At 55.3% G+C, this 24936-nt stretch carries 19 protein-coding genes, 2 tRNA genes, 1 pseudogene and 1 riboswitch; of the genes and pseudogenes, 14 read left to right on the top strand and 8 right to left on the bottom strand.

From position 1 onward, the window contains the following. Both efp and earP read right to left on the bottom strand, forming a co-directional pair. Positions 1 to 555, bottom strand: a complete 555-nt coding sequence (gene efp, locus J8G15_RS06915) for an elongation factor P (RefSeq protein WP_210546772.1) — start codon at positions 553 to 555, stop codon at positions 1 to 3. 87 nt (positions 556 to 642) lie between these two features. Next, positions 643 to 1737 (bottom strand): elongation factor P maturation arginine rhamnosyltransferase EarP, encoded by a 1095-nt coding sequence (gene earP, locus J8G15_RS06910; RefSeq protein ID WP_210546771.1) that lies wholly within the window; start codon positions 1735 to 1737, stop codon positions 643 to 645. Between the two features lie 27 nt (positions 1738 to 1764). On the opposite strand from earP, the gene uvrC reads away from it, so the two are divergent. The 7 genes from uvrC (at position 1765) to J8G15_RS06875 (ending at position 8105) form a co-directional block, all read left to right on the top strand. Next, positions 1765 to 3762, top strand: coding sequence for an excinuclease ABC subunit UvrC (gene uvrC / locus J8G15_RS06905; protein WP_210546770.1), 1998 nt, complete (start codon positions 1765 to 1767; stop codon positions 3760 to 3762). Between the two features lie 55 nt (positions 3763 to 3817). After that, a complete protein-coding gene (pgsA, locus tag J8G15_RS06900) occupies positions 3818 to 4384 on the top strand; it encodes a CDP-diacylglycerol--glycerol-3-phosphate 3-phosphatidyltransferase (protein ID WP_210546769.1) in 567 nt (188 codons plus the stop codon). 44 nt (positions 4385 to 4428) lie between these two features. Then, positions 4429 to 5277 carry a DMT family transporter gene (locus J8G15_RS06895; RefSeq protein WP_240538470.1) on the top strand — a complete coding sequence of 283 codons (849 nt, stop codon included), beginning with the start codon at positions 4429 to 4431 and terminating at the stop codon, positions 5275 to 5277. A 360-nt stretch (positions 5278 to 5637) separates the two neighbouring features. Next, the gene (locus J8G15_RS06890; protein ID WP_210546767.1) at positions 5638 to 5910 is read left to right on the top strand and encodes an HU family DNA-binding protein; all 273 of its coding nucleotides are present in this window, start codon (positions 5638 to 5640) and stop codon (positions 5908 to 5910) included. Positions 5911 to 5925: 15 nt separating this feature from the next. Beyond that, positions 5926 to 6001: transfer RNA gene (locus tag J8G15_RS06885), tRNA-Val, on the top strand. 64 nt (positions 6002 to 6065) lie between these two features. Further along, positions 6066 to 8006, top strand: coding sequence for a SurA N-terminal domain-containing protein (locus J8G15_RS06880; protein ID WP_210546766.1), 1941 nt, complete (start codon positions 6066 to 6068; stop codon positions 8004 to 8006). A gap of 23 nt (positions 8007 to 8029) precedes the next feature. Then, positions 8030 to 8105 (top strand) — tRNA-His (locus J8G15_RS06875). Between the two features lie 964 nt (positions 8106 to 9069). Here the strand turns inward: J8G15_RS06875 and J8G15_RS06870 are convergent. Further along, positions 9070 to 9744, bottom strand: a complete 675-nt coding sequence (locus J8G15_RS06870; RefSeq protein ID WP_210546765.1) for an SOS response-associated peptidase — start codon at positions 9742 to 9744, stop codon at positions 9070 to 9072. Positions 9745 to 10537: 793 nt separating this feature from the next. On the opposite strand from J8G15_RS06870, the gene J8G15_RS06865 reads away from it, so the two are divergent. Continuing rightward, the gene (locus J8G15_RS06865; RefSeq protein ID WP_210546764.1) at positions 10538 to 11515 is read left to right on the top strand and encodes an acyltransferase; all 978 of its coding nucleotides are present in this window, start codon (positions 10538 to 10540) and stop codon (positions 11513 to 11515) included. A 55-nt stretch (positions 11516 to 11570) separates the two neighbouring features. Here J8G15_RS06865 and J8G15_RS06860 read toward each other — a convergent pair whose 3' ends face one another. Then, on the bottom strand, positions 11571 to 13556 hold the full coding sequence (locus J8G15_RS06860) for an acyltransferase family protein (RefSeq protein ID WP_210546763.1): 1986 nt from the start codon (positions 13554 to 13556) through the stop codon (positions 11571 to 11573). 80 nt (positions 13557 to 13636) lie between these two features. Here J8G15_RS06860 and J8G15_RS06855 point away from each other — a divergent pair. The 6 genes and pseudogenes from J8G15_RS06855 to J8G15_RS06830 form a co-directional block, all read left to right on the top strand. Next, a pseudogene (locus J8G15_RS06855) lies at positions 13637 to 14028 on the top strand (transposase zinc-binding domain-containing protein); the annotation flags it as partial. A gap of 783 nt (positions 14029 to 14811) precedes the next feature. Then, the gene (locus J8G15_RS06850; protein ID WP_210546762.1) at positions 14812 to 16323 is read left to right on the top strand and encodes an SIR2 family protein; all 1512 of its coding nucleotides are present in this window, start codon (positions 14812 to 14814) and stop codon (positions 16321 to 16323) included. Positions 16324 to 16358: 35 nt separating this feature from the next. Further along, positions 16359 to 18563 carry a hypothetical protein gene (locus J8G15_RS06845; RefSeq protein WP_210546761.1) on the top strand — a complete coding sequence of 735 codons (2205 nt, stop codon included), beginning with the start codon at positions 16359 to 16361 and terminating at the stop codon, positions 18561 to 18563. Between the two features lie 505 nt (positions 18564 to 19068). Continuing rightward, positions 19069 to 19173: riboswitch (SAM-I-IV-variant riboswitch) on the top strand. A gap of 299 nt (positions 19174 to 19472) precedes the next feature. After that, positions 19473 to 20195: a hypothetical protein gene (locus J8G15_RS06840; RefSeq protein WP_210546760.1), complete on the top strand. Its 723-nt coding sequence runs from the start codon at positions 19473 to 19475 to the stop codon at positions 20193 to 20195. Beyond that, the gene (locus tag J8G15_RS06835; RefSeq protein ID WP_210546759.1) at positions 20192 to 21250 is read left to right on the top strand and encodes a hypothetical protein; all 1059 of its coding nucleotides are present in this window, start codon (positions 20192 to 20194) and stop codon (positions 21248 to 21250) included. Before J8G15_RS06840 ends, J8G15_RS06835 begins: the two co-directional genes overlap by 4 nt. A 112-nt stretch (positions 21251 to 21362) precedes the next feature. Continuing rightward, positions 21363 to 21680, top strand: a complete 318-nt coding sequence (locus J8G15_RS06830; protein WP_210546758.1) for a hypothetical protein — start codon at positions 21363 to 21365, stop codon at positions 21678 to 21680. 116 nt (positions 21681 to 21796) lie between these two features. Here J8G15_RS06830 and J8G15_RS06825 read toward each other — a convergent pair whose 3' ends face one another. The 4 genes from J8G15_RS06825 to J8G15_RS06810 form a co-directional block, all read right to left on the bottom strand. Then, positions 21797 to 23023 carry a plasmid recombination protein gene (locus J8G15_RS06825; protein ID WP_210546757.1) on the bottom strand — a complete coding sequence of 409 codons (1227 nt, stop codon included), beginning with the start codon at positions 23021 to 23023 and terminating at the stop codon, positions 21797 to 21799. Between the two features lie 23 nt (positions 23024 to 23046). Beyond that, positions 23047 to 23211 carry a hypothetical protein gene (locus tag J8G15_RS21465; RefSeq protein ID WP_240538469.1) on the bottom strand — a complete coding sequence of 55 codons (165 nt, stop codon included), beginning with the start codon at positions 23209 to 23211 and terminating at the stop codon, positions 23047 to 23049. 517 nt (positions 23212 to 23728) lie between these two features. Further along, positions 23729 to 24454 (bottom strand): hypothetical protein, encoded by a 726-nt coding sequence (locus J8G15_RS06815; RefSeq protein ID WP_210546755.1) that lies wholly within the window; start codon positions 24452 to 24454, stop codon positions 23729 to 23731. 107 nt (positions 24455 to 24561) lie between these two features. Further along, positions 24562 to 24909 (bottom strand): helix-turn-helix transcriptional regulator, encoded by a 348-nt coding sequence (locus J8G15_RS06810; RefSeq protein WP_210546754.1) that lies wholly within the window; start codon positions 24907 to 24909, stop codon positions 24562 to 24564. Positions 24910 to 24936 lie beyond the last annotated feature (27 nt).

Here is a 24936-nt window from a genome sequence, read left to right as displayed (position 1 = left end):
TTAGACGCGCTTGCGGTATTCCGCAGTACGGGTGTCGATTTCCACCTTGTCGCCTTGGGCCACAAAAATTGGCACACCAATTTCAAATCCTGTTGAAATCTTGGCAGGCTTGAGCACCTTGCCGGAAGTATCGCCCTTGACCGCGGGTTCTGTCCAAGTGATCTCGCGAACCACGCTGGTAGGCATTTCAACGGAAATTGCCTTGCCGTCGTAGAACACGACTTCAAGTTCCATGCCGTCTTCCAGGTAGTTGAGTGAGTCGCCCATGTTTTCGGCTTCTACTTCATACTGGTTGAACTCGGTGTCCATGCAGACATACATGGGCTCGGCGAAGTAGGAGTAAGTGCATTCTTTTTTATCAAGAATGACTTGGTCCAACTTGTCGTCGGCCTTGAACACGACTTCAGTGCCGAAGTTTGCAATCAGGCTCTTGAGCTTCATGCGAACCGTGGCAGAGTTGCGACCGCCGCGGCTGTATTCGGTTTTGAGGACGACCATCGGGTCTTTGCCGTGCATGATGACGTTGCCGGCGCGAATTTCTTGAGCTGTTTTCATAGCGATTCAGTGAAGGTTGGTCGCAGGAGACGCGACGGACGGCAAACAGCGGAAATATTCCGGTCGAATCCCGCAAAGCTATCTATTTTAGTTGTTTTTCGCGGTGAACTGAATGAGAGCAGTCACAAGATCGCTCTGTGTTTGCTGCATGTCACAAAGTTCAGTCGCTGTTTTTTGCCATTGATCCAAGTTCAGAATAGGCAATTCGGCGCCATTTGACCCGTTCCATACCTCGTGAAAAGTTCTCAAAGAAGGTGGGGCGTTGATCAGGTCAAGGAAGGCAGACAGCTTTGATTCATGTGCGCCATCCAATTGAGGGTAGATGTGCCAAATAAAGGGCTTTCTGGCCCAAATGGCGCGAACCAACGAGTCTTCGCCCCTGACAAAGTTCAGATCGGAGGACCACAGCAAGTGATCGAAGTCTTGCTGCGTCAGTGAAGGAAGGTACGAAAAAGTGAGCACCTCGTCTTTATTCCACAGGGGGTTTTCTGAGTTTTTCTGCTTGATGCAAGCGGTCACAGCTGCGCTGGTTCTACCTGCTGTGACCAGCAGTCGTGTGGGCGTTGAGCCTTGTGCCAATTGGGCCATCAATGCACTCAGCGCCGAAGGTTCGTAGCAAAAAAGTGAAATCAATCTTTCGCTGTTGATCGGAATCGATTGCTGACGCAGCCAATCAGACCGGTTGAAGTTGGCCTGACGCGAGGGCAGACTTGCTTCGCGCAGCAATCCCCCGGTGGCATGCGTGAATCCCGGGTAGAAAAAATGCTTGCTGAGCCCTGCCCCTGGTCCCTGCGTGACCGGTGAACGCAGACCATGACTGCGCTCTGCATAGGTCTCGGCTGTGAGGTACTCCAAGTTGATCCAAGTGCCTTTTGTGTTATCCGACCTTGTACTGTCTGCATAGAATGCTATGAATTCAGGATCAATATCGCAGCCAAAGGACTCAATTAGCACGTCACCCATGGTGAGGCGCTCGGTTGAAAGAGGGGATTCCCACAGATGAACCTCAACACTTTTATGGCCGTGGGGTGCCATCCATTGCAGGGCGCTGGGGTCGTCAACCCACAGTCGAACGCGTTCACCGCGGTTGGCCAAGTCCTGGCTCAGTCGCCAGCACACACCGATGTCACCGAAGTTGTCGATGACTTTGCAAAAGATGTCCCAGAGTTTTCCTGTGTTCACGCCGGAGATTGTCCACAATACGTCCTTATGTCCGATACGCCTGAATCAACACCCTCCGATCCCTTGTCGCAGCAGGAGGAAACTGAGGTCAATGCCCATCCCGCGCAATTGCTGAGCGATGTGGCCAGCCTGCCGGCGTTGCCAGGCGTGTACCGGTACTTTGATGTCGACGGGGCCGTGCTTTACGTGGGCAAGGCGATCAACCTGAAAAAGCGGGTGTCGAGCTACTTTCAGCGTAATCACGGCGGCACTCGCATTGGGCACATGGTGAGCAAGATTGCGCGCATGGAAACCACGGTGGTCAGGTCTGAGGCAGAGGCCTTGCTGCTTGAAAATAACCTGATCAAGACCCTCAATCCCAGATACAACATTCTGTTCAGGGACGATAAAAGTTACCCGTATTTGAAAATGACCGGCTCATACCCGTCTGACAGCGTGGGCTCCAGTTTTCCGCGGGTATCGTACTACCGGGGTGCGGTAGAGAAAAAGCACCACTACTTTGGTCCTTACCCAAGCGCATGGGCGGTCAAAGAGGCAATTTTGCTGATGCAAAAGGTATTTCGGCTGCGCACCTGCGAAGAATCCATGTTCAACAACCGGACACGGCCCTGCTTGCTGTACCAGATTAAACGATGTTCAGCCCCCTGTGTGGGACACATCTCAATTGAGGATTACGCGCAAGATGTGGCTAATGCAGAGCGCTTTTTGCGAGGGGACGCACGCGATGTCATGGCGGCGCTGGAAGTCAGAATGATGGCTCATTCCGATCGCCTGGAATTTGAGCAAGCAGCTGAGCTACGCAATCAGGTGTCAGCGTTGTCCAGCGTTTTGCATCAGCAGTCGGTGGACAACGTGTCGGATCGTGATGTGGACATCTTGGCCGTGAAAGTGCAGGGTGGGCGTGCTTGCGTGAATTTGGCAATGGTGCGAGGAGGGCGTCATCTTGGTGATCGCCCTTATTTCCCTGTGCATGTTGAAGAGGGAACGAGCTTTCATACCGATCATGAGGGTGCCGACGATGCCGCCGCGCGTCCCACCATTGAGGCGCTGGTGCTGGATGCTTTTGTGGCGCAACACTACCTGAATGTGCCGGTACCACCCTCCCTCGTGGTCAGTCAGCCCGTGAGTAAAAGTTTACTCAAAGCACTGTCTGAGCAATCTGGAGTGAAGGTCAGCGCGGTGCATCAACCTCGTGAGCAGCGCCGTCAATGGCTGGAGATGGCGCAGACCAATGCCGGGTTGCAACTGGCGCGATTGCTGTCAGAGGAGGGGTCTCAGCAAGCCCGTACCCGTGCGTTGGTTGATGCCTTGGACCTCGCGCTCGATGAGCTTGAGAATTTGCGAGTGGAGTGTTTTGACATCTCCCACACAGCGGGGGAGGCGACGCAAGCTTCTTGTGTGGTGTTTCATCACCACAAAATGCAAAACGCCGAATACCGTCGATATGGAATTGAGGGCATCACGCCGGGTGACGACTATGCCGCGATGCGCCAGGTCTTGATGCGCCGGTATGGCAAGTTGGCTGAAACATTGCGTGAAGCCGAGAAATCGGGTCAGACGCCCCCAGGAACCGGGCGGTTGCCGGACTTGGTTCTTGTCGATGGCGGAAAAGGCCAAGTGTCCATGGCGCGTGAGGTGTTCGAGCAATTGGGCCTCAATTTGTCCCTCATTGTCGGCGTCGAAAAAGGGGAAGGGCGCCGCGTGGGGCTGGAGGAGTTGGTATTCGCGGATGGTCGCGAGAAAGTCTATCTCGGCAAAGACTCTGCCGCCTTGATGTTGGTGGCGCAAATCCGGGATGAGGCGCACCGGTTTGCCATCACGGGCATGCGCGCCAAGCGTGCCAAAGTCCGAGTTGATGGTGGCAAGCTCGAAGAGATTCCTGGTGTTGGCCCCAAGAGGCGAGCCAAGTTGCTGCAGCGTTTTGGCGGCGTTAGGGGCGTCACTTTAGCCAGTGCCGATGACATTGCGACAGTGGACGGTATTTCGCGGGATCTGGCTGAGGAAATCTACCGAGCGCTTCACTGATAGTCGACGGATTGACGGCTACCGTCGAATCGGTATGTCGTGCCACAATTGCGCCATGTTCTTCACCATCCCAACCATCATGACGTGGACCCGCATTGCGGCGATCCCGTTGATCATTGGGGTGTTTTACCTACCCATTGACCCCGCCACTCGCAATCTCATCGCGACCATCCTGTTCGTGGTCTTCGCGGCCACAGACTGGCTTGATGGTTTTTTGGCCCGTCGACTGAATCAGGTGTCATCCTTTGGTGCCTTCCTGGATCCTGTGGCGGACAAGATTTTGGTGTGCGCCAGCGTTCTGGTGCTGGTTCATTTGGGCCGCGCAGATGTGTTCGTGGCACTGATCATCATCGGGCGCGAAATTGCTATTTCGGCGCTGCGCGAGTGGATGGCTCAAATTGGCGCGTCGAAAAGCGTCGCGGTTCACATGGTTGGAAAGCTTAAAACTGTTGTGCAAATGGTGGCAATTCCATTCCTGCTCTTCGATGGAATGTTGTTTGACGTCGTCGATACTCGAGTCTGGGGTGTCTGGTTGATCTGGATCGCTGCGGTGATGACGATCTGGTCCATGGTGTACTACCTGCAAAAAGCCTTGCCCGAGATTCGAGCGCGGGTGAAATGACTGGTGGGGTCCAAGTCGGCGCGGGTAAATTGGGTACTCGGGCGATGCCGGCTGTTTTTGTGCTGATTTGGAGCACAGGCTTTATCGTCGCGCGCTACGGCATGCCTCATGCGCCGCCAATGACATTTTTGGCGTGGCGCTATGCTTTGTCCATTCTCTGTTTTCTTCCTTGGATCGTGTTGGCAAAGGTCAAATGGCCTTCCAGCCGTTCGCAGTGGATGCACCTGGCCGTTACCGGCGTCTTTATGCATGCCTTCTACTTGGGTGGGGTGTGGGCAGCTGTTAAGGCTGGAATGGGGTCCGGCCTATCCGCCTTGATTGTGGGTCTACAGCCTGTATTGACTGCGGTTTGGCTGGCCTCTACCGGAGGCAAGATTGGTTGGCGGCAGTGGCTTGGGTTGTTGCTTGGTTTTTTGGGATTGGTCTTGGTGGTGTCGCGCAAGTTTGGCCAAGGTGGCGAGGCCGATTGGTTGAATCTGTCCCTGGCGATTGGTGCGTTGTTGAGCATTACAGTGGGCACGCTCTATCAGAAACGATTTGTCCAAACCTGCGACGTCCGCAGTGCCAACACTGTTCAATTGATGGCTGCACTGTTGGTAACGGTGCCGCTGGCATTTCTGGAAACGGAACCGATGGGATGGAATGGCGAGCTGGCCGGAGCGATGGCGTGGTCTGTTTTGGGGTTGACGCTTGGCGGGAGTTCTTTGCTCTACTTGTTGATTCAGCGGGGTGCTGCTGCCTCCGTGACGAGCTTGATGTTTTTGGTTCCGCCCGTGACCGCGTTCATCGCATGGGGTTTGTTTAATGAACCCATTACGTTGATTACATTGGCAGGAACCGCATTGACTGCCGTAGGGGTGGCTCTTGTGGTCCGCAAGCCTAGCTCCGCATAAACGCAGATCGACATTCCCCCGGAAAATTGAGGACTTGATCAGTCGGTGCAGCCTGGGGCAAAAGTGCCGGTTGATCATCAGGTGGTGCATTGCTCGTTCTTTAAAGTCGATCCTCGCTACGCGACGCGTTATGATTGAGCATTAGCAGTACGGCAACGCAAATAATTTGATTCGAAATTTCGTAGTCAAGTGGCCGGCGGAGACAGGAAAACCGTCTAGAATTCTGATCCGCTCTGGTGAGAAAAATGATGAAGTTTTGACTTGGCGTCCATCCGACGCGTCGACTTTATTGCTTGACCGGGTATAAGATTTTTTAGAGACAAGTCGATTTGAATCGACACCAGATCAGAGGTTCTTTTTGTGAATAAAACCGAACTCATTGAGCATATTGCAAAGCATGCTGACATCTCCAAAGCCGCAGCAACTCGCGCCTTGGAGTCCACAATTGGCGCAGTCAAGACGACCCTGAAGAAAGGTGGCACTGTGTCACTGGTTGGGTTTGGTACATTTGCAGTCGGCACGCGCGCTGCTCGTGTTGGTCGCAATCCACGTACCGGTGATGCGATTAAAATCAAGGCTGCCAAAGTTCCAAAATTCCGTCCGGGCAAAGCATTGAAAGATGCCTTGAACTGACAACAAGTTTAGGTGGGGTGATTAGCTCAGTTGGTAGAGCGGCGCCTTTACACGGCGTAGGTCGGCGGTTCGAGCCCGTCATCACCCACCACCCCCCCCTCGACAAAGGCGAACAATTGTTCGCCTTTTTTGTTTATCTTCAGGAGAGTTTTTGCATGTTTGATTTCGTTCGCCAGCATACGAAAATCATGATGTTCGTGCTTTTCTTGCTCGTCATTCCGTCATTTGTACTGTTTGGTATTGATGGCTATAGCAACTCCAACGACAAAGGCGCGGTTGTGGCGCGGGTTGGCGGCGATGAGATCAAGCAGAGTGAGTTGGATGCCGCTCACAAGATCGAGTCAGACCGACTCCGTAATTCGGTTCCCAATATTGATGTCAAATTACTGGACTCCGCAGAGGCTCGCTATGCCACGCTGGAGAATTTGGTTCGCGAGCGTGTTTTACGCAAAGCGGCAACTGAATTTCGATTGACGACCAGCGATGCTCGGCTGGCTCGTGACCTGCAAGAAAATCCGACGATTGCATCTTTGCGCCTGCCGGACGGCAAGCTCGATATGGACCGCTATCGGCAACTTGCGGCAAGCCAAGGTTTGACCCCTGAGGGCTTCGAGGCCCGAGTTCGGCAAGATTTGTCCCTGAGACAAGTTGAAGCCGGCGTCGTGAGTACCGGCTTCTCTGCGAAAAAGATTGCAGACGTATCACTGAACGCTTTTTTTGAGAAGCGGGAGGTCCAAGTGGCCACCTTTGCAACGGTTGACTATGCAAGCAAAGTCAAACCGGCTGAGAGCGATTTGAAGGCTTTCTATGAAGCTAACCCCGCCATGTTTCAGGCCGCTGAACAGGCAAACATTGAGTACATCACTCTTGATCTTGAATCAATCAAGAAGAGCATTTCGCTGAATGAAAGCGATTTGAAAAGCTACTACGAGCAGAACGTTGCTCGGTTCAGCGGGGCAGAAGAGCGTCGGGCCAGCCACATTTTGATCACTGCGGCCAAAGATGCTCCCGTGGCGGAGCGTGAGGCTGCCAAGGCCCGAGCGGGCGAATTGATGGCGCAAGCCAAGAAGTCCCCCGATACCTTCGGCGAATTGGCCAAGAAGAACTCACAGGACACTGGGTCTGCGTCAAATGGCGGTGACCTCGACTTCTTTGCCCGTGGTGCGATGGTGAAACCGTTTGAGGATGCTGCCTTTTTGTTGAAAAAAGGAGAAATCAGCGATGTGGTGGAGTCTGATTTTGGTTTTCACATTATCAAACTGACTGACGTGAAGGCGCCGAAACAACGCTCGTTCGAAGAGATGCGGCCTGCCATGGAGTCGGATTTGAAAAACCAACAGGCTCAATCCAAATTCGCCGAGTTGGCCGAGGCATTTGCCAATGGTGTTTACGAGCAATCTGATAGCTTGAAACCAGTCGCTGACAAGCTCAAGCTTGAAATAAAAATCGCTTCTGGGGTTACCCGAACGCCCGCGAACGGCGCCGTCGGTGTGTTGACCAATGGCAAGTTTTTGGCAGCCCTCTTTGCGTCAGACGCGATTGAGAAGAAACACAATACCGAAGCGGTGGAGACTGCTCCCAATCAGTTGACCGCAGGCCGAGTGACGCAATATTCAGCGGCGCAAACACAACCGTTCTCAGCGGTGCAGTCTTCTGTTCGGGAGCGCCTGATTGCATCGAAAGCAGCAGAGTTGGCTCAGAAAGAGGGCAAAGAAAAACTTGCTGCATGGCAGAATGCACCGAACTCATCGCCCATGCCTGCAGCCAAAGTCATTTCCCGCGATCAAGCCCAGAACGTTGAGCTTCCTGTGCTGGTTGCGGCGCTTCGAGCTACTACCGAAAGTCTGCCGGCATTCGTGGGTGTAGACCTTGGATCGCGGGGTTACGCTGTGGTTCGCGTTAACAAGGTTGTCGCAAATGAAACCAAACCAGAAGCATCGGTGACGCAGGACCGCGCTCAATACGGGCAGTGGTGGTCTGCGGCCGAAGGCCAAGCATATTACGCATTTCTCAAGAACCATTTCAAGACTGAAATTTTGATACCAAAGCCCAATCGCACGGTAAAAGAATCTATCGCGTCGGCAAATACGCAGTAGACAAGGGTATAATTCCTACTACGGTGGCTGTAGCTCAGTTGGTAGAGTCCAGGATTGTGATTCCTGTTGTCGTGGGTTCGAGCCCCATCAGCCACCCCAAGTACAGTAATAAAAGCCTGCTATTAAAAAGATAGCAGGCTTTTATTTTTTGTACTCCGTGTAGCCCCCATGTAGCCGTCAGCAACGTTTTTTGTACCGTGTGGGTTGCCTTTACGTCGGGAGGAGCGCCCCGACTCGTGTAGGTGATGTCAAGCTTCCGTGACAAACTATATGTGGACGAGCTGTAGCTCGGGTACTTTTTCGCTACGCATGTAACGAGGCCAATTAGGCTTTCAGTGGATACCCGAATGGATACCGGCACTTTGGGAAGCACCTTATTCCACTTCCCTCTGGAGGTGATATTGCTACCTAAGTACTGGAACGCTCTCAGAAAAGCAGTTCCTCATCCTTTGGCCGTCTGCGGCTTTCCCTGTAAATCAGGGGGAGCCGCAGCTTAGGTAGGCGCCAGACATGGCGTCGAATTTTCGATGGAAGCATCATCAGCCATGCCTTCATCAGGGGTTTTGCGGTTGTTGCGTCAGTGGACGGGTAGTTGCTCAGTTGTTGACGATTGCCACTCAGTGCCCCCGGCTCACGCCACTTGTGCAGCAGCCTTGCCTGTTGGATGACACGCAGTTGCTTTAGCTTCCGCTTTGAATCGTCATGGTCCTTCAAAATTTGAGAGGGGTTGCTTTGGTGCGTACCGAGAAAGCGTACCGAACTCCGCGTACTGCCGGTTTGGAACTAACTGGCTCACTAACCGGCCCAACGCCAACCTGTCAACCCGCATCCGGCGGCGACTCGCGGGGCCCGCCCTCACCCAGGTTTGGCGCAACTGACGCCCGGATGTGGCCATCCAGAGTAGAGGGAATCGGTGTTGATACGCCCGTGCGGGGGGTTCGGAGGCCCATTCGGGCGACTGCTCAATGTCCGCGCCCGGAACCTGGAGCTGGCGGCTTCTGACCGACCCTGAATACGGCTGCGGTCACGATTGTCTAGGCGGGTCATGAGTGCCAAAATGGCCTCATGGAGACAGCGTTGCGTGCACGCCCGATGCCGGCATCGCCTGCAACGCAGGCGCCGGGTAAGGGCGCAGGAACGAGTGCTTGTGTTCGGGCGACGCGTTGAGCCAGTCGTCATATCGGTCGTCGGGTAGGACCACCACCATGCGTTTTTCATCTGTGGGTTTGTGAAACAGGCCCATTAAGGGGTGGGCATCGGCATTGATGGTCAGCATGGTGAAGCTGTGGACAGTCTCGTCCTTGGGTGACCTCCAGGACGACCACAGTCCGGCAATGCCCATCGGTTCGCCGTCAGCGCGGGCGATGCGGGTGGGCACGGCCCGGCCCGAGCGCCAGTCCGGCTCATAGAAAGCCTCGGCCGGGATGATGCAGTGCTGGGCGTGCTTCCAGGCCTCCCTGAAGCTGGGCTTGCTGGCGACCGTCTCGCTGCGAGCGTTGTAGGTGTGGCGGGTGATCTTGGTGTCCAGTGACCAATGTGGCACCAGACCGAAGAGGCCGGGCAGGGCTTCGCGCTCTGGCACGGCCTCGTCCTCGACATCGGCATGCGGGTGACGCCGGATAAAGGTGCCCAGGTAGCCCGGCCACATGTCGCCCTTGCCCGGCTCCAGGGGCGGCTCCACGCCGAAGTGGCGCCAGTAACGATCTCGTTCCTTCAGGGTTTGGTAGTGGCTGCACATTCGCAGATAGTAACGGTGCTTGGCGTCCCCGAGGCACTAGGGATGTTGAGGCGGGTTACCCCCACGATGTGTGGTCTACCTTGTTTATAATTGGCTGGGTAAGTCCCGCAAGCCGCATGGGTGCTTGGATGGCGGCTGATGCTCAACGATTAGGCATCAAGTCGGCCATGCTCAAGGTAATCTTGGGAGCGTAACCAGTCATAGGATTTAAGACCACGGCTGACTTCCGAAGGCTAACAGCGGTACTAGAAATCTGCGATTTGGTTGCTCCATACCGGCCATTGGTTCTGCAGTGTCAACGGCGCACTGGACCGTTCTGATAGCCCGCATCGACGAGGTGTTCCCGCCGCTATGCCCAATTGAGGGTTGCCAGATGCACATCATCTCGTTCATCACGCACAGTGCCGACCTCAGGCGCATCCTAGATCACATCGGCGTCGACACAGAACCTTTGCACATTTCCCCGGCCCGGCACGCGGGACGACGGGGTGCACATCGAACCATGCTGGGCAACCAACTGGGGTTGGCGGCACCACCGGCACCGGACTATGAGGTCGATGATCAGCGCGCGAACTGGTAAATGAGTGAAAACGGAGACTCTGACACACTGCGGGCTAGGCCCGCGTCCAATGCACCCTTAGCAGCGCTGTTGGCTCTGTCTACGGCGCTTTTTCATGCTGACCCTGCAACGCGGGGCAGGAAATCTCGGATACGCTCGGGGTTCGATGCATGTTGCTGATGTTGTCTATATGCGGCTCGTGCAGTTGCATAGCTTATCTGTGGGTCGTCATACATGAAATCAAGCACTGAACATGTCAATTATCTCGACGGTTGGCGTGGTCTAGCCATAGCACTTGTCTTGGAAGGGCACTTCCTGGGCATGATACCGCTGGAAACAGGCCGCATGGGCGTAGACATCTTTTTTTGTCTGTCAGGGTTCCTGATGAGTGGGGTTTTGTTTATCAAACAACAGCCCCTGGGCGTGTTTTATAGGCGCCGCATCAGCCGCATTCTTCCCGCGTTTCTTCTTTTCGTTGCCGCCATTTATGTGGCCGCGTTTTGGCATGGGACGGCCTTCACACGCAACGAGGTCATTTCAACGGTTCTGTTCCTGCGGACCTACTTCCCCAGCAATTCGGGGATATGGGGCACGGGGATTCCAATAGGGCATCTTTGGTCGTTGAACATCGAAGAGCATTCCTATGTTTTCATGAGCTTTATTGTTTTACTGGGCATATTTCGTGGGTGGCAAGGAGTTGTGCTGCTGCTAACCGGTATTGCCTGCATTGGCATCGGAATGCTTTATGTGAAGTTAGGTGATCGTGCTCCCAGATGGGGTGCATTGGGAAGTGAAGTCGCGGCATCGCATTTGCTTATCTCGGCGGGTTACCGTTTGATCCGTGAGAAGTACCGAGTCCAGGTTCCGCCCTTTGTGCCGCTTATCGCACTGGCGCTTGCGTTTCTTTGCTATTCCAAGCTGCTTCCATGGTGGAGTTCTAGCCTGCTTTCACCGTTCCTCTTGGCATTCACCGTAAACCATTTATCGCAAACTTATCAGACGTTCAAACGTTTGTTGTCGGCCAAAATAATGAGGATGCTGGGCATTTGGTCGTTCTCGATTTACCTGTGGCAGCAGCCCTTTTATTCGTACAAATCATCATTTCCCGGCGGTGCGCCAACTGCATTGGCTGGGGCGATGGCAGTTGCCTTATTTTGTTTCTACGTCTGGGAGCAACCTTGTCGATCTTGGCTGAACAACAATTGGCGATGAGTTTTGGGTCAACTGTCGTTATTCGAACCTCCTGCTGAACGGTTGTATTCACAACTTAAAGGTTCTGAAAGACTTCTGCAAACATGGGTAGCAACAGCGTATTGCCAAACTCACTCAGGTGGTTGTCATCTGTGTACAGCGGCCTACCGTTTTGGCTAACGTAGCATCTGCCGTTTCGACACAAATACGGTGTGGGGTCTAATAACTTGACGCCACACAGGTCCCGAGCAGCATCTTGCGCCGCCCAAACCCAGGCGTTGCGTTTTTGGTAAGCCTCCATCGAGATAGACATGTTATCGTTAGACCCGAAAGCCATGCGCCGCGAGAGCGTCTTGGGAACATGAAAACCCATCTCAGGAATGGGCCGAACCATATAGACGGGGCGCTGCGCTGCAATCTCGCAGGCTGAACGCGTGACATGACTGGCAAACTCAGCAATAAATTCGGGCGTGGACGTCCTGTAGACCTTTGATGAATACATTAACGGCACTTCCACTAAATGCCGATCCTCGTTGCGACCAAAAGCATAGGCCGCGTAACGGTTAATGATCACCACCGGAACGCTTGGAGGCAAGGTCTTTAAAGACGCCTGGGCCCAGTCCATGAACTCGCTGCACTTGGAGCCTTTGTCAGCAACCGCACGCAGCTCCGCAGGGGTTTTTTTCATTCCCGGTACAAACGGGCACCCACTGTAGGTCCACTGAACGACACCAGCATCACCTTTGGATTGGGCTTTTGCAACGCCCGTTACCAGCGCTGCGGCATGGCTGTCACCGAGAACTATAACTTTCCAATCTAAGCCTCCGAAGACGCAGGACGGCATGGCCAAACCCTTGCTGACGGAACACTCCTCATTCCGAGGGTTGCCATTGCTTGCCTCTGCTGCAGCCAACTCAATCGCCGGGGCAAACCGTCCCATCACCCCCTGCTGCTTCCACACAAGCAGCGCGGGAAGCATCACGGTTACCGCTGCCAAGGCCAAACCGCCCACAGAGATCGCTACGCGCCGACGCTCCAGCCAGCGACGCGATGTACTCTCGATCCACACATAGGACCCATGACCCAAAAGCGCGGTCAAAATCACGCCCATAGTGATCGCCAGCGCATTGGCTTGCAAATCCACATAGACGAGCGCCACGACCACCGGCCAGTGCCACAAATAGAGCGAATAGGATCGATTCCCCAACCACTGAGCCACACCGTGACCAGTCCACAGTGAGCGGCGATTCGCCAATAACACCAGCATGGTGGCGCCCACCGGCACCATAGCCCAGCACCCAGGCCATGGTGTATCTTTGTCAAACTGTGCAATGGCCAACGACATCAAGAAAAAACCAGTCGCCTCGATCAAGCGCTGCTGCCTGGCCGACAAGGTCAATTTACCGGCAAGCAAGAAGATCATGCCGCCGCCTAGCATTTCCCAAGCTCGCGTATGTAATAAGTAAAAAGCCGCACTGGGTTGCGTGCTCGTCACCACAATAGACGCCGCCAGTGATGCTGCCAGTGCAATTGCCACTGTCCATGTTTGCGCTGTGCGCCCTGGTTTGATGCGCCAGGCTGCCCACAAAACCAAAGGCAGTATCAAATAAAACTGCCACTCGACCGACAGCGACCACGTGTGCAGGAGCCACTTCTCATGCGAGGCGACATCAAAGTAACCCGCCTCTTGCCAGAATTCAATATTCGACAAAAAGGAGACTGCATAAACCGAATGTGAACCTAATAGTTTGTAGTCTGGTGGCAGCAAGACAAACCAGCCAAGCGCAAGAAGCACAGCACACAAGCCAAGCAGTGCGGGCACAATGCGCCGCGCTCGTGCCGTGTAAAACCTGATGATCGAAAAATCTCCCCGCTCCAGCCCTTTAACGACAATGCCCGTCATCAAAAAGCCCGAGATCACGAAGAAGCTATCAACACCGACGAATCCACCATTGAAACCGGGGACACCGAAGTGATAAAGAATGACAGCGACTACCGCCCAAGCCCGCAATCCGTTGATGTCTGAGCGAAAGTTCGCTCGAGCCGTTGAAGCCGCTGTCATCGGTCAAACCTCCAAAATATTGCGTATTAAGGATGAGCATGTCAGTGTCCGCCAGATCAATTCTGGATCACATCGATGTCTTTGCCCGCGCCCGCTGTGATGACTGCGGACTCGCAACTTCGTTGCCTATTTGTGCAACGGCCGTGGAGTCTACCCCTCGTGCAACACCCGACGCATGGTCCAGACTGCGGCCCGCCTGACGGATCACGTGTTTCCCCACCTGTCCGTGCGCCAGTGGGTGTTCTCCGTCCCAAAGCGACTACGCTACTTCATGCAGCGCGATAGCACGACTCTCAAGATGATGCTGCGCATCTTCCTGCAGGTGATTGCACAAACTCTCCAGACCCACACCCCCGGGGCGGCCAATGAGGACAAGGTTGCCCAGCACATCGGCGCCGCGGCCTTCATTCACCGGTTCGGCTCCAGCCTGTACGAACACGTGCATCTCCACGGCTGTGTGCTCGATAGGGTGACGGGCGACAGCCTACTTCCCTGGAAACGGGTTTTCGCGGGCGACTGCTCCCGCTGCGCACTTGACTTGCGAAATTCCCACGTGACCGGCAGCTATGTGTCTGGAAGAGCCAGTCAACTCTTCTCCTTGCTGACTTTCAAAATTGAACGACAGGAATGGAAAAAAACGTATACCTGCAATGCAGCGTAAACGGGCAGTCACCCAAAATCAGGGGGGACCTTATGTCGGCCAGGAACAGCCGATGGTTCCTAGCAATTGAATGGCAGCTCAGGCTGATTTGCGACGGTCGACAGTGGCCCCCGACTGGTGATCTTTGCGTTAAGCGGTCATTGTGTCCAACGTACCAGCACATGGCGTGAAAAGCCTTCCTTTTGTGGGGGGCGACCAAGCCCCTTCTTTTGCGACTACGGCCTGACAGACAATGTTGCAAAATGCCAGCGTTTCTCACACAGGAGCACCCGTGCCAATTACCAAGACCGAAGTTGTCAGCGTTCGCGCTCCTCCGAGGGTGAAGATCGCCTTGGCTGCAGCGGCCGAAGTGGAACGCCGTAGTCTGGCAACTAGGATTGAGGGAAGAGTGCTCGACTACTCCAAGATGCACGAATCCAGGCGGCACCGGCCCCAGTCAGCAAACCAGGCAGGTCAAAGAGGGCGACGAACTAGCCTTGTATGGACAGGGGTCTGCGTCGATGAACAAAAAACCAGGCTCGACAACAGAATGAATCAGGACCACCAGATCATCCTATTGACCGCAGCAGGCATCTTACGACCGAGCACAACATCATGAAGAGGCCTGTACCTGACCAAGTCCTTAAGGACGCGGCAAAGCATGGTGGACTTGTTGTTTTCGTCGGAGCCGGGGCTTCGATGCTATGCGGCAGTCCAGACTGGCGTGGTTTTGCAGATCATGTCGTTGCAGCATTGGAGCGAGCCAACAAGTTGAGCTTCCTCGAAGCGGAACAGCTGAAGGGGCTCGGAGACCCACGACGGACTCTGTCTATCGCCAGAGCCATGGCAGAAGAGTCTGCGGTGCCGATTGACTTCGACGGCATATTGCATCCAGGGCACCCGAGCGACTATGGGGCAGAACTGTACCGAGTGCTCACGAGGCTCCGCCCCGTGTTTGTGACGACAAACTATGACCGATGGCTTGACGAAGGTGGTCTCCCAGAGCTCTCCGCAGAGCCCCCCATCGGCACAGAGTCGACCGTCTCTAGTCCGTCCGTAGGGCGCCCTAAATACTATCGTAGAGAACAGCTAACCCCTAGCCTGCTTTCAGAGCGAGGCTCAGCAATTCATCTCCACGGTAGCTACCTGGACCCAAGCTCTATGGTCGTCTCGCTGAAGGACTACATTGAGCATTACGCTGACGAACGGGTTCGCGCATTCCTCGCCGAGATGTTTAAAAACTACACAGTTCTGTTTGTCGGATACGGCTTGGCCGAGCTTGAAGTTCTTGACTATGTCGTTCGCTCAAACGAGTCGTTGAAGAGCAAGGTGGTCGAGCCTCGGCACTATCTCCTGTATCCGTGCCGCTCCACCGAGCATGTACAGACTGGTTTCATCGAGCGCTTCTACAAAGACCAGTGCGGGGTTCAGGTGCTGCCTTATTGCATCGACAAAAAGGGGCATGCAGAGCTGCTGGAAGTCTTCAAGTCGTGGGAGCCTGAGCTTGACGTACGTGACCCAACGCGACTGGACCTTGAGTTGAGTATCGACAGGTATGTTGCAGCTGCTGACTCGCCATCCAAGGAATCAGCACTCCGATTGGCAAGAGATCGGCCCGAACTTGCAGCCTACTTCGTAAACTCGTTGAAGGAGATCAGCTGGTTTGAAGACCTGTTGGCAGAAGGCTACTTCGACGCGAAACATAGCCCAGAGGTGAAGGTCATTGCCACCGGGAAGGGTCAGATGTTCCAGGCAGAAGGATGGCCGGCACTTCGGTACCTTGAGCACATTGCTGCCCCGGCTGATAAATCACAGGCTGCAAAGATTATTGAGATTGTTCGAGCGGTGACCCAGGACGCGAGCCAGCGAAGGCTGGACAACTGGCGGACCTTGTGGTCGCTAGCGACCATCATGTCGCAACTGCCGCTCCCCGTAATCACGGAAGCGGACATTCAAATGGTGAAGACTTGGCTTACAAGTAGGTTTGACGCAGACATGGTGGCGAATGAGCTGAGTGAAAAATTGCTTCCCCGCCTTTTGGAAAGTTCAGAGCCTGAACATGGAAAGATGGCCGAAGCGCTCGTCGCCTTGTTGACAATGCCTAAGCCGATGGAGACAAATACATGAGCGCCGATCGACAGGGCGTTGTCGGACCGTACCACTTGGCCGCCGCACTTAGGGCTACGGCAAGAAAGCTCGGTGAGCGTCGCGGCAGGGCAGCTGTCTCGATGCTCTCATCTCGGCTTATGGAAGCAATTGGGGCCGCCAAGGAGGACGGCTATTCCTACATCTGGAGGTCTGCGATAGAGGACCATGAGCAGGATAGTCATGAGCAAAGCCACCGGTCTGTGTTGGTCGATGCGGTACGAGATGCCGCGTTGGGAGCGACGGAGAAAACCTCGGAGGACGCGGTCGCTTGTGTTGAAGCACTGCTTGATTCGAAGGTGCCTGTGCTGGTTCGCATTGGCATCTATGTCTGCGCTGAAAACTACGGAAGCGTAGGACAGGCCTTCTGGAAGTACGTGCGTCCAGAATGGTTTGTCGAAGTCAACTATTGGCATGAAGTCTTTTGGCTCATCAAGAGGGCCTTCAGCAGATTCTCTCTTTTCGAAAGGCAAAAATTCTTGGAGATGGTCGACCAGGCCAAGTTGACGCGAGAACACGAGGAAGACCGCGAGGATTGGGTCCAAGAGCATCAGCGCGACCTGCTGCACCCCGCCGTTGGACTTGGTGACGCAGCCTTGGACGCTCGATATGAGGTGCTCGTTCAGCGCTGGGGCCCCGTAAGAGAGCACCCAGACTTCCATTCGTATTCGACCGGGGGCTGGGTTGGTGAACGGAGTCCAACCACAGCGGAGACTTTGGTCGCAGCATCCAATGAAGAATTGGAAGGGCTACTCAAGAGCTTCAAACCCGAGTCGCGAACCTGGGATGGACCAACATATCTCGGGTTTGCCGCCACCATCTCTGCAGCGGTACGCGCGAGCGAAGACGGCTTCAGTGTGCACCTCCAGCTGTTCGTGGACCAATTGCCTGCCTACCAGCATGGGTTGCTGAGGGGGTTGAAAGAGCGCTGGGCTGATGACAAACGCGACATTGCATGGGAGAAGACGGTTGGGCTTATAGAGTCAATCGTTGGAAATCCCGTGTTCGCTGATGAACTAATAAAGGAGCCGACGGAGGGATGGGAGCCATCCGCACGCTGGGTTGTCAGCGACATCGCTGACTTGCTCAAGTCTGGGGCGAACCGCGAGCGCCTCATGCCGATTGCACTTTTCCGAAGATGTCTTGAGGTATTGATCCAGTTGCTCGCCACATTGCCGTCTCAGCGGCGAGTTGAAGTGAATGATGCTGTGTCGCACGCAATCAATTCCTCGAGAGGGCGCGCACTTGAAGCCTTTATCCATGTGGCGCTGGCAATGCGCAGGCAGGAGGTCAACCACGAATCAAAGGATGAGAGCTGGGCTCGCGTGGTCACCGTGTTGGAGGCCGAGCTCGCTGGTAGTGCCTCTGGAGACAATCCAGACTTCGCCGCCCTGGCAGGGATGTATTGCGTCAACTTCCACTACTTGAACGCCGCGTGGACTGAAGCCAATATTGACAGAATCTTCTCGGTTTCCAGTGAGTCCTCGTGGCGCTGCGCTGTACAAGGGTTCTCGTATCAGTCTTACCTGCATGACTGGCTATATCAACGCTTGATGGCTTCCGGCCATCTCAAGAAGATGATTGTTTCTGCTGGACTCCCGGGGCAAGTCTCGAAACGAGCTGTCGAGATTGTCGGACTTGCATACCTGAAAGGGCTGGAGACGTTTGAGAATGGTGGCCTGCTGTGCTCACTCGTCGAGTCTCTCGACCAAACCGCACTGCCGCATCTCAGTTGGTTCTTCTGGACGCTGAGACCGAGGGGAGAGGAAGACGCCAACACTCACGGTCCTAAGGTTCTAGAGTTTTGGCGTCGGGTTGAAGAGCGCATCCGCTTGGATGGCAAAGAATCCCCGGAGCTCCAGTCGTCCCTAAGCCTGCTAGCGGTCTTCATCAAAGACTTGGACTCCCAGCATGTCGAGGTGTGGGCAGCGGCGGCCCCGCATGCCCAACGCAACCATCAGGGGTATATCCTCTTGCAGGAGATGGCCCGACTCGTGGGCCAATATCCGAAGGAGGTGGCGCGGGTCTTTCAGGCTGCACTTACAGGATTCTTGCCCGACTATCGGCGCGAAGACGCGATACGCTGTGTAGCGGGACTTGCTGCGACAGGTCACGTGGAAGAGGCAGAGAACATCTGCAATGGGTATGCGGAGCGACATTCGGACCTGCTAAAGGAGACGTATCAGGCGATACGAGCCCAACAGAAAGTTGTAGGCAGATAGAAACCGACGGCGTGCGCCCTTAGGTCAGCCAAGGTCGGGCACCATGAATTGCTCGTTGTACGCCTGATCGACTTTAAGGCCGCCATCAGTACCGTGCCACGGGAACTCGTCACTGTCATGCCACACGATGGTACTCGCCGTCGTTAGGTAAGAGTTGGAGCAGGACTTCGAGTATCCCGGCACCCTTGGATTCGAAGGGAATTTCGAATCTTGTCCAGCTGGCCGTTTGCAGATGAAGCTACCGGTCACCCGAGGAATGGACGCCGCCTCGGCGCTGTCGGCCAAAGGCTTCCGAGTACAGAGATGGGCGTTCGAAAATGCTCGGCAAGGCGCAGACCGTTGAGCATGGGCTTCCATCTCCGCAGTCGGAGGGTAAGCGGAACTCTGCGGACTCAAGGCGAAAGACTCCAATGGGTCGGGAACTGACTATGGCTGCGGAAAACCGATCATAAATAAACCGAACCTTCATAAGGTTGACCCGCCAACCGATTGAGCTGCATAATCAACGCAACATTAAGAGTTGGGCGTAAGCCCACACCAACCTGCCTTCCGGGGCAAGGTGGTTGCAAGTGCACATGCGGCTCCTTCGGGAGCAACCAAGCCGGCAGCTCACTGTTAGTGGGTTTTTTTTGGCTCATTGACCAACTCCGAATGTGAACTTTGGCCTGGCCGGCCGACCTTTCGGGGTCAACAGCTTGGGGGCTTTGACTGATTGCCGCCCCAGACATCTCGTCGAATGCGGCTAAACCAGGAGCGCCACATGGCTGCATTCAAGACGACCTCGGTCGTGACTCCCCGGGCCCACCAGCCCAACCTTGTTCAGCGGTTCCTATTGACCTCCGAGCGCTATCTTCTTAATCAGCCATTTCTGCGCTGTACCCAGCCAAGTCCCCAGGCGAGGGCTGCGACATGAAATCATCACGGCGCTCATCATCCAGCTTGACTCCTGCACCTGCAGCCTTGACCTTCTACGAGGTCGCAGAGTACGGCACCATCACCTACCCCGGGGTGACCGAACCCAAGACGCGCGCTGACGTATTCGAGTCGATTTCACCGCGCGCCATCCATTCCACGGAAGACCTAATCTCCCAGGTAGAGGGCTGCAGTCCACTTGCGTGTTATTTCTCTGGGCTGGCTGCAAGCCATTTGGAAGACATTGAAGCTGAGCTAGATGATGATGACTGCGCGCTCGGCCTGATCAAACGGCGGCGCCTGGTTTTTTTGGCCGCCGCGCTGCGTCACGACCCCGACACTGGCTGGTGCGATTGGGTCGAGCACGAAGGTGACCCTGGCCTGGCCAGCTTCAAGGAGCACATCCAGGACTGGCTCGACGAAGACATCGACTGGGGTGAGTCCGATTGGTTCGATGACTGCTGGAGTGGACAGAGCGCCGCCCTGGGGATGTTCTCCAATCTCGACGGCAACATTCTCAAGGCGCTGGGCGTCGTCATCGTTGAAGGTGAGCATCCCGGCAGCAGCTACTACGCAGCCGAGCTCAGGGATGATATTGCGCAGGCGAACCTGAAGGCGCAAGAACTCGGACTCGATTTCAGGTTCCGTGCAGAGGGTGAAGACGCACCTGACGTTCAACTTCTGAATCCTGATGCCAGCCGTCAAGGTGGTGCATCATGACCCGTAGCACCCAAGTCAGCGGTACGTCAGCCCCAGCCGCGAGTAAAGACCTGCGCTGGCTAAGCCGCTACGCGCGCCATGTTCATCTCAGGCCTGATATCAGCCTGCCCAATGCCGACGCCATCAAGAGCTGTTTCTCAGCGGCTGCCTGGCGCCTGCTGTGTCGCAGCGAGCGCAGCAGCTTCATCCCCATTCTGCGCAATCGGAACTTGCGCTATGACAGCCTGATTCACTATACCCAGACCCTGGTCGACCACGGCTTTCAGGTCGCGCCCAGCCCCGAACTCCTCGCCTACTTCATCCAGGCGAGCTACTATTTTTTTGATCGCATGCCCCGTGTTCCCGACAGCGAGGAAGACATGAGCCTGCTTCGTCTGGCCAGTCGCCACGGTGCTGCCTCTCAAGGGGAGCTTCAGCGCATCGATGAATGGCTTCAATCCGACGGCGGCGCCGTCTCGTTGCGTATGACCTGGTCTGCGGTGCTGCGCCGCGCCAATGCCTGGCACCAACGCCAGCAGCTTGAGGTCAGCCGCGCCAGGGCGGAGCAATTGTCGAGCCGACCAAGCGACTGGCACTTTGCCTGTGGGTCCATGCCATGGCGCGGCTACGACATCACGCCCCTGGTCAATGAGGTCGCCTTGTGGAATGAGGGGGAGGCCATGTCGAGTTGCCTGTACAAGCTTCGCTATGACTGCAAAAAGGCCAGTCAACCCAGCCGGTTCTTTTCCGTCAGGAAGAACGGCCGGCGCTACGCCACGCTGGAGTTGGTTCGTGATCTACCGGATGAAGGCATGCGAGGGCCGGACCGGTTATACGGGCGTTGGCGCCTGCAGGACTGCCGCCTGTCGCATAACCGACTGCCTTGCGAAGGCCTGGTCAAGACGCTGATCGACTTCGGTTGGCATTACAACGTGCTGTCGCAGCGGCCAGCGAGGGCACCCGAGGCTGCGCGGGTGGTCGGGGCCAGCCATCCCGGGCTGCCCCGTCCGACGGGAGTGACGCCGGCGGGCATGTTGATCGGGAATAGGCAGAGTCATCAACAGGTGCAGCCATGACGCCCAACACAGCACCGTCCTCTGTCCGTGGTGACCGCGTTGGCAGCGAAAGGGGTGCCACCCAATGAGTCTGCCAGCGACACCGCCATATAGGGTCGAGGACGTCGGCCCCATGTACAGCATCATTTTGGGATCGCCCGCGTCGGGTCAGATTTCCGACGAGTATCGTCAGCGTGCAGTGATGCTATGCGCGGCGGTTTTTGCTTCCTTCACTGTCAGCAGAGCAGAGGGTTATTTTCGGGGCCAGCGGGAGGACAGCCTGGTGTTCCAGATAGCCACGTCGGAACCAGAGAAAGTCATTCGTCTTGCTGCGCAGCTGGCAGTTGAATTTTGCCAGGATGGGGTTGGCCTGCTGCGGCCATCCAGCCCCGATGCAACCTCCATGCTCTACACCCGCGTGATACCAATTGGACAAAGCTTGACCGGCTGACCGCTGCCAAAACTGGCGCAACATGGTTTGTCAATTGCGCAGCAGCTCGCCAATGTTCTTTGCGGGGTATGCAGCTTGGAACGTAGATGCTTCCCGTTCGCTGCATCATATCCACCTCAGAAATCCAATGCCGTGAGGTTGCATTGGGGGTTGCATTCACGGTGGAATAGGCAACAGGGACACGAGGCGGGGAAAGTCGGCTTTTTCTGGCAGCTATTGTTTGCCGCGTGTGCCCACCGAGCCCTTGGAGCGGCCGTTGAAGCTTCGCAGTCATGAGTGCTGTCAGACTCTGCCATAGCGACATCATCATAATCATAATCATCATCAGCTTCAGGTCCTTGCAGGCTCATGGGCTCGCCAGGAATGGGTGACAGAAATACGGCAGATGACGGAGCGAAACCTACACAGGATAGGTTTCGCTCCCCTTCATGGCAGCCAGAGAGACCTATTGGTTTCTCGGGATCGGTTGCCGCGTTGTTGCCACCGGCGGTGCTAGCCCACCGCGGCGCAAAACCTATTGGTTTTCCGGGATAGACATCCATCACAATTCTGCTGAATGGCTCAGCCTTAGGCCCTTTACCTGGGCTGGTAAAGATGTCCGTCATCGTCTTTGCCTTGCGCGCCGACTTGTCTGGTTGGATATCAATGCCAAGCACAGCCAGGTAAGGCGTTGGATCATGCTCAATAGCTCTGCGTGTCGTCAGCCACAGCGCACTCTTCATCACCGCGTCTTGAGTTGACTCGAGTCGCTCCAACACCAGTCGCGCAGCACGTCCGCGCGTCGCGCCAGTCAATCGGCCTACGGGCTTCTTGAGCCCAAACCTGCGCGCAACGTCCCGCTCAAACGACACGCGCAGCTTGGCCAATTCCGGCCTGACTATTAATTTGCTGCCGTGCATCATCCCGTCCACTAGAGGCAACAGCAGCACATGGCAGTGCGGCACCGACTCGTCCCGGTGGATGTCAGCACTCAGTATGTTGGCTGCGCCGAACCGCTCACCCACCCAGTCCACGCATCGCTGAAAGTAGTCTCTGATGTCGACTTCAGTATCCGCGGACAGGCTGAATAAAAACTCGACGGCCTGCGCGTAATCCTTCCGCAGTTTTTCCACGACCACACCAGCGCTGATCATTGAGCTATGCGCCAGCGCTACCACCTCAGCCGGTGTCGCTGGCCCAGCAAGCGTCTCATTCAGGCAGATACGCTCTGGGTCGATGTGGCTGTCGGCTCCGAGCTCAGCCTGAATCGCCCGGCGGTTGTGACGTGCGGCCTGAAGAAGTGTCGAAGGCTTGCGCCCATCTCTCGTGGATCGGCCGATGGTGCCGACGCTAAAGAAGTACAAGTCCTTCGAGTACGAGCCCGCTGTCACTGCAGCCCTCGACGCAGCCTATCTCGGGCGACCCAAACCTTCTGGCAGTACTGGGCCCCGCCATTGGACATCGCGGCTTCGATGCTGGCGGCAGAAAGGGTGTACTCGCTGACCCCGGTGATGCGCCCATCAACAGTATGAATGACTGAAGGTGTAGACAAAACCTCCCATCCATTCTTGTGCTTGAGTACGTGAATTTTTGGGGCAAGCCTGGTGGTGCTGGCGTCAAATACGGTATTCAGGCTGGTCAACTTATCACCTTGAATCAATCGGGCCAATATATCGGCTGTAACGGAGTTGTGTTTAGAGGGGAATACGCCGCACTGCATTACGCCACCCCCAGCAAACGCTTGATTTCAACAGTCGGCCAGGCTAGACGCCCGTTGACTCGCCGGGGCTGGATAGGGTGCCCGGTAAGCGCCCAGAATCGCATTGTCTGAGGGCGGCGGGAAAGCCAGTGAGCAGCTGTCGCCGTGTCAACCGTCGGGCGCTGTTCTGCCAAAAGGTCGGGGAATTGTTGATGAGCAATGGTCGTCATGAGTTACTTTCTATAGCCATATCGGCTTGTGGAAAGAATTCAGTGGACCTTTGGGGTATCTACCCCCGTCCGATGGGGTAACTTCTCAAGTTCCTTTCCATTGGCGAACCAAACCAGGGTCCGGGTATGTTCCGGGTGACTTACGGTAGTTTTTTGCCGTCTTTTACCCTCGTCTCAAGCCCGTTCCACATGCCATTCCGGGTTTCTTCATGTCTTTCCTTATCGGCTTTTTTGATTGCCTTTCCAATAGCTGAACGGTCCGCCTTGGGGTTGAGTAGCAGTTCCCTTTCATAGACTCGCTCCAAGGCACCACGGCCACCGACTGCCTCGAACCATTCGAGCCATCGTGTTCGACGCTCTTTGGCAGTCTCTTTCACTGTGACGGTCGGCTGTCCGGCGCCATCGGTTCTCCCGGTTGCTTTGATATACCTGTCAATCCATGAGTGATGCTTTATTCCTCTGTCTTTTGCAGCTTGCCACCATTGAATCAACGTCCGCGGAGTTGAGTCATGTCTTTGCAGAGTCTGCAGTTGCTGCAGTATTTCTTTGTGATCTTGTGGTGACGACTCAATCGAAGCCCCATCCTCCCGGTAGGTTTCCAAACGGAGGAAGACATCTTCAGTTGCCTCGTTCGGATTGACTTGACACAGCAGCATTGCAGCCTCTAGTGGGTCAATTACAGGCATCGAAAACCAGTGGTCGGCTCGCGTGATTGATTCAATCCATGAAATAGCAAATTCAGCTTCTTCTAGCTGCTGTTCTTTGGTTTTTGCAAATTCGTCTTTGGGTTGCTCCTGAATCCAGTCGATCACCTTTTCATCTGCATATTTTTTCTTCTTTGTATTTTGATTAATTTCTTGATTCATTCAGACTTCCGTTCAACTCTCAAAAAAGGTTGGGCATATTAGCGGGATTGTCCGGAGTTTCGTCCGTCGTTTAAGCGAGCGGTCTTTTCGGACGGCCGCGGACGGGCTTATGCATCATCTGAATCGGTGCCTTTCCAAGGCTCGGGCGTCTTTGAAGCGGTGTGCATCGCAACGAACTCGGCAGCCAGATTGGAGAACAGTAGCTGTACCTGCGGTGGCAGCTTGCTGATGGCGAGGAGGGTCTTTACGCCTGTCTCCTTGAGTGATTGTTCGACGGTGATGCTTTGGGTTGACTCCCCCTCGCTGAAGTCGAGTTTGAAGGTGAGCGCATCTTCGATTAGGTTGCATTTGGCTTTCCCTGGGAAGCTGCGCCCAGACAGCCAGTGGCGAACACTTTGGCCGGACACGCCCAGTCTCTTAGCGAGCTCACTGACAGGCATATTGAGATGGTCCATGCGGATTTTGAGTTGGTCTCTGACTAA

The sequence above is a fragment of the Rhodoferax sp. PAMC 29310 genome, assembly GCF_017948265.1.
Lineage (GTDB): Bacteria > Pseudomonadota > Gammaproteobacteria > Burkholderiales > Burkholderiaceae_C > Rhodoferax.
Note: the sequence above shows the minus strand (reverse complement) of the source record. Positions and strands in the feature narration are given on the sequence as shown.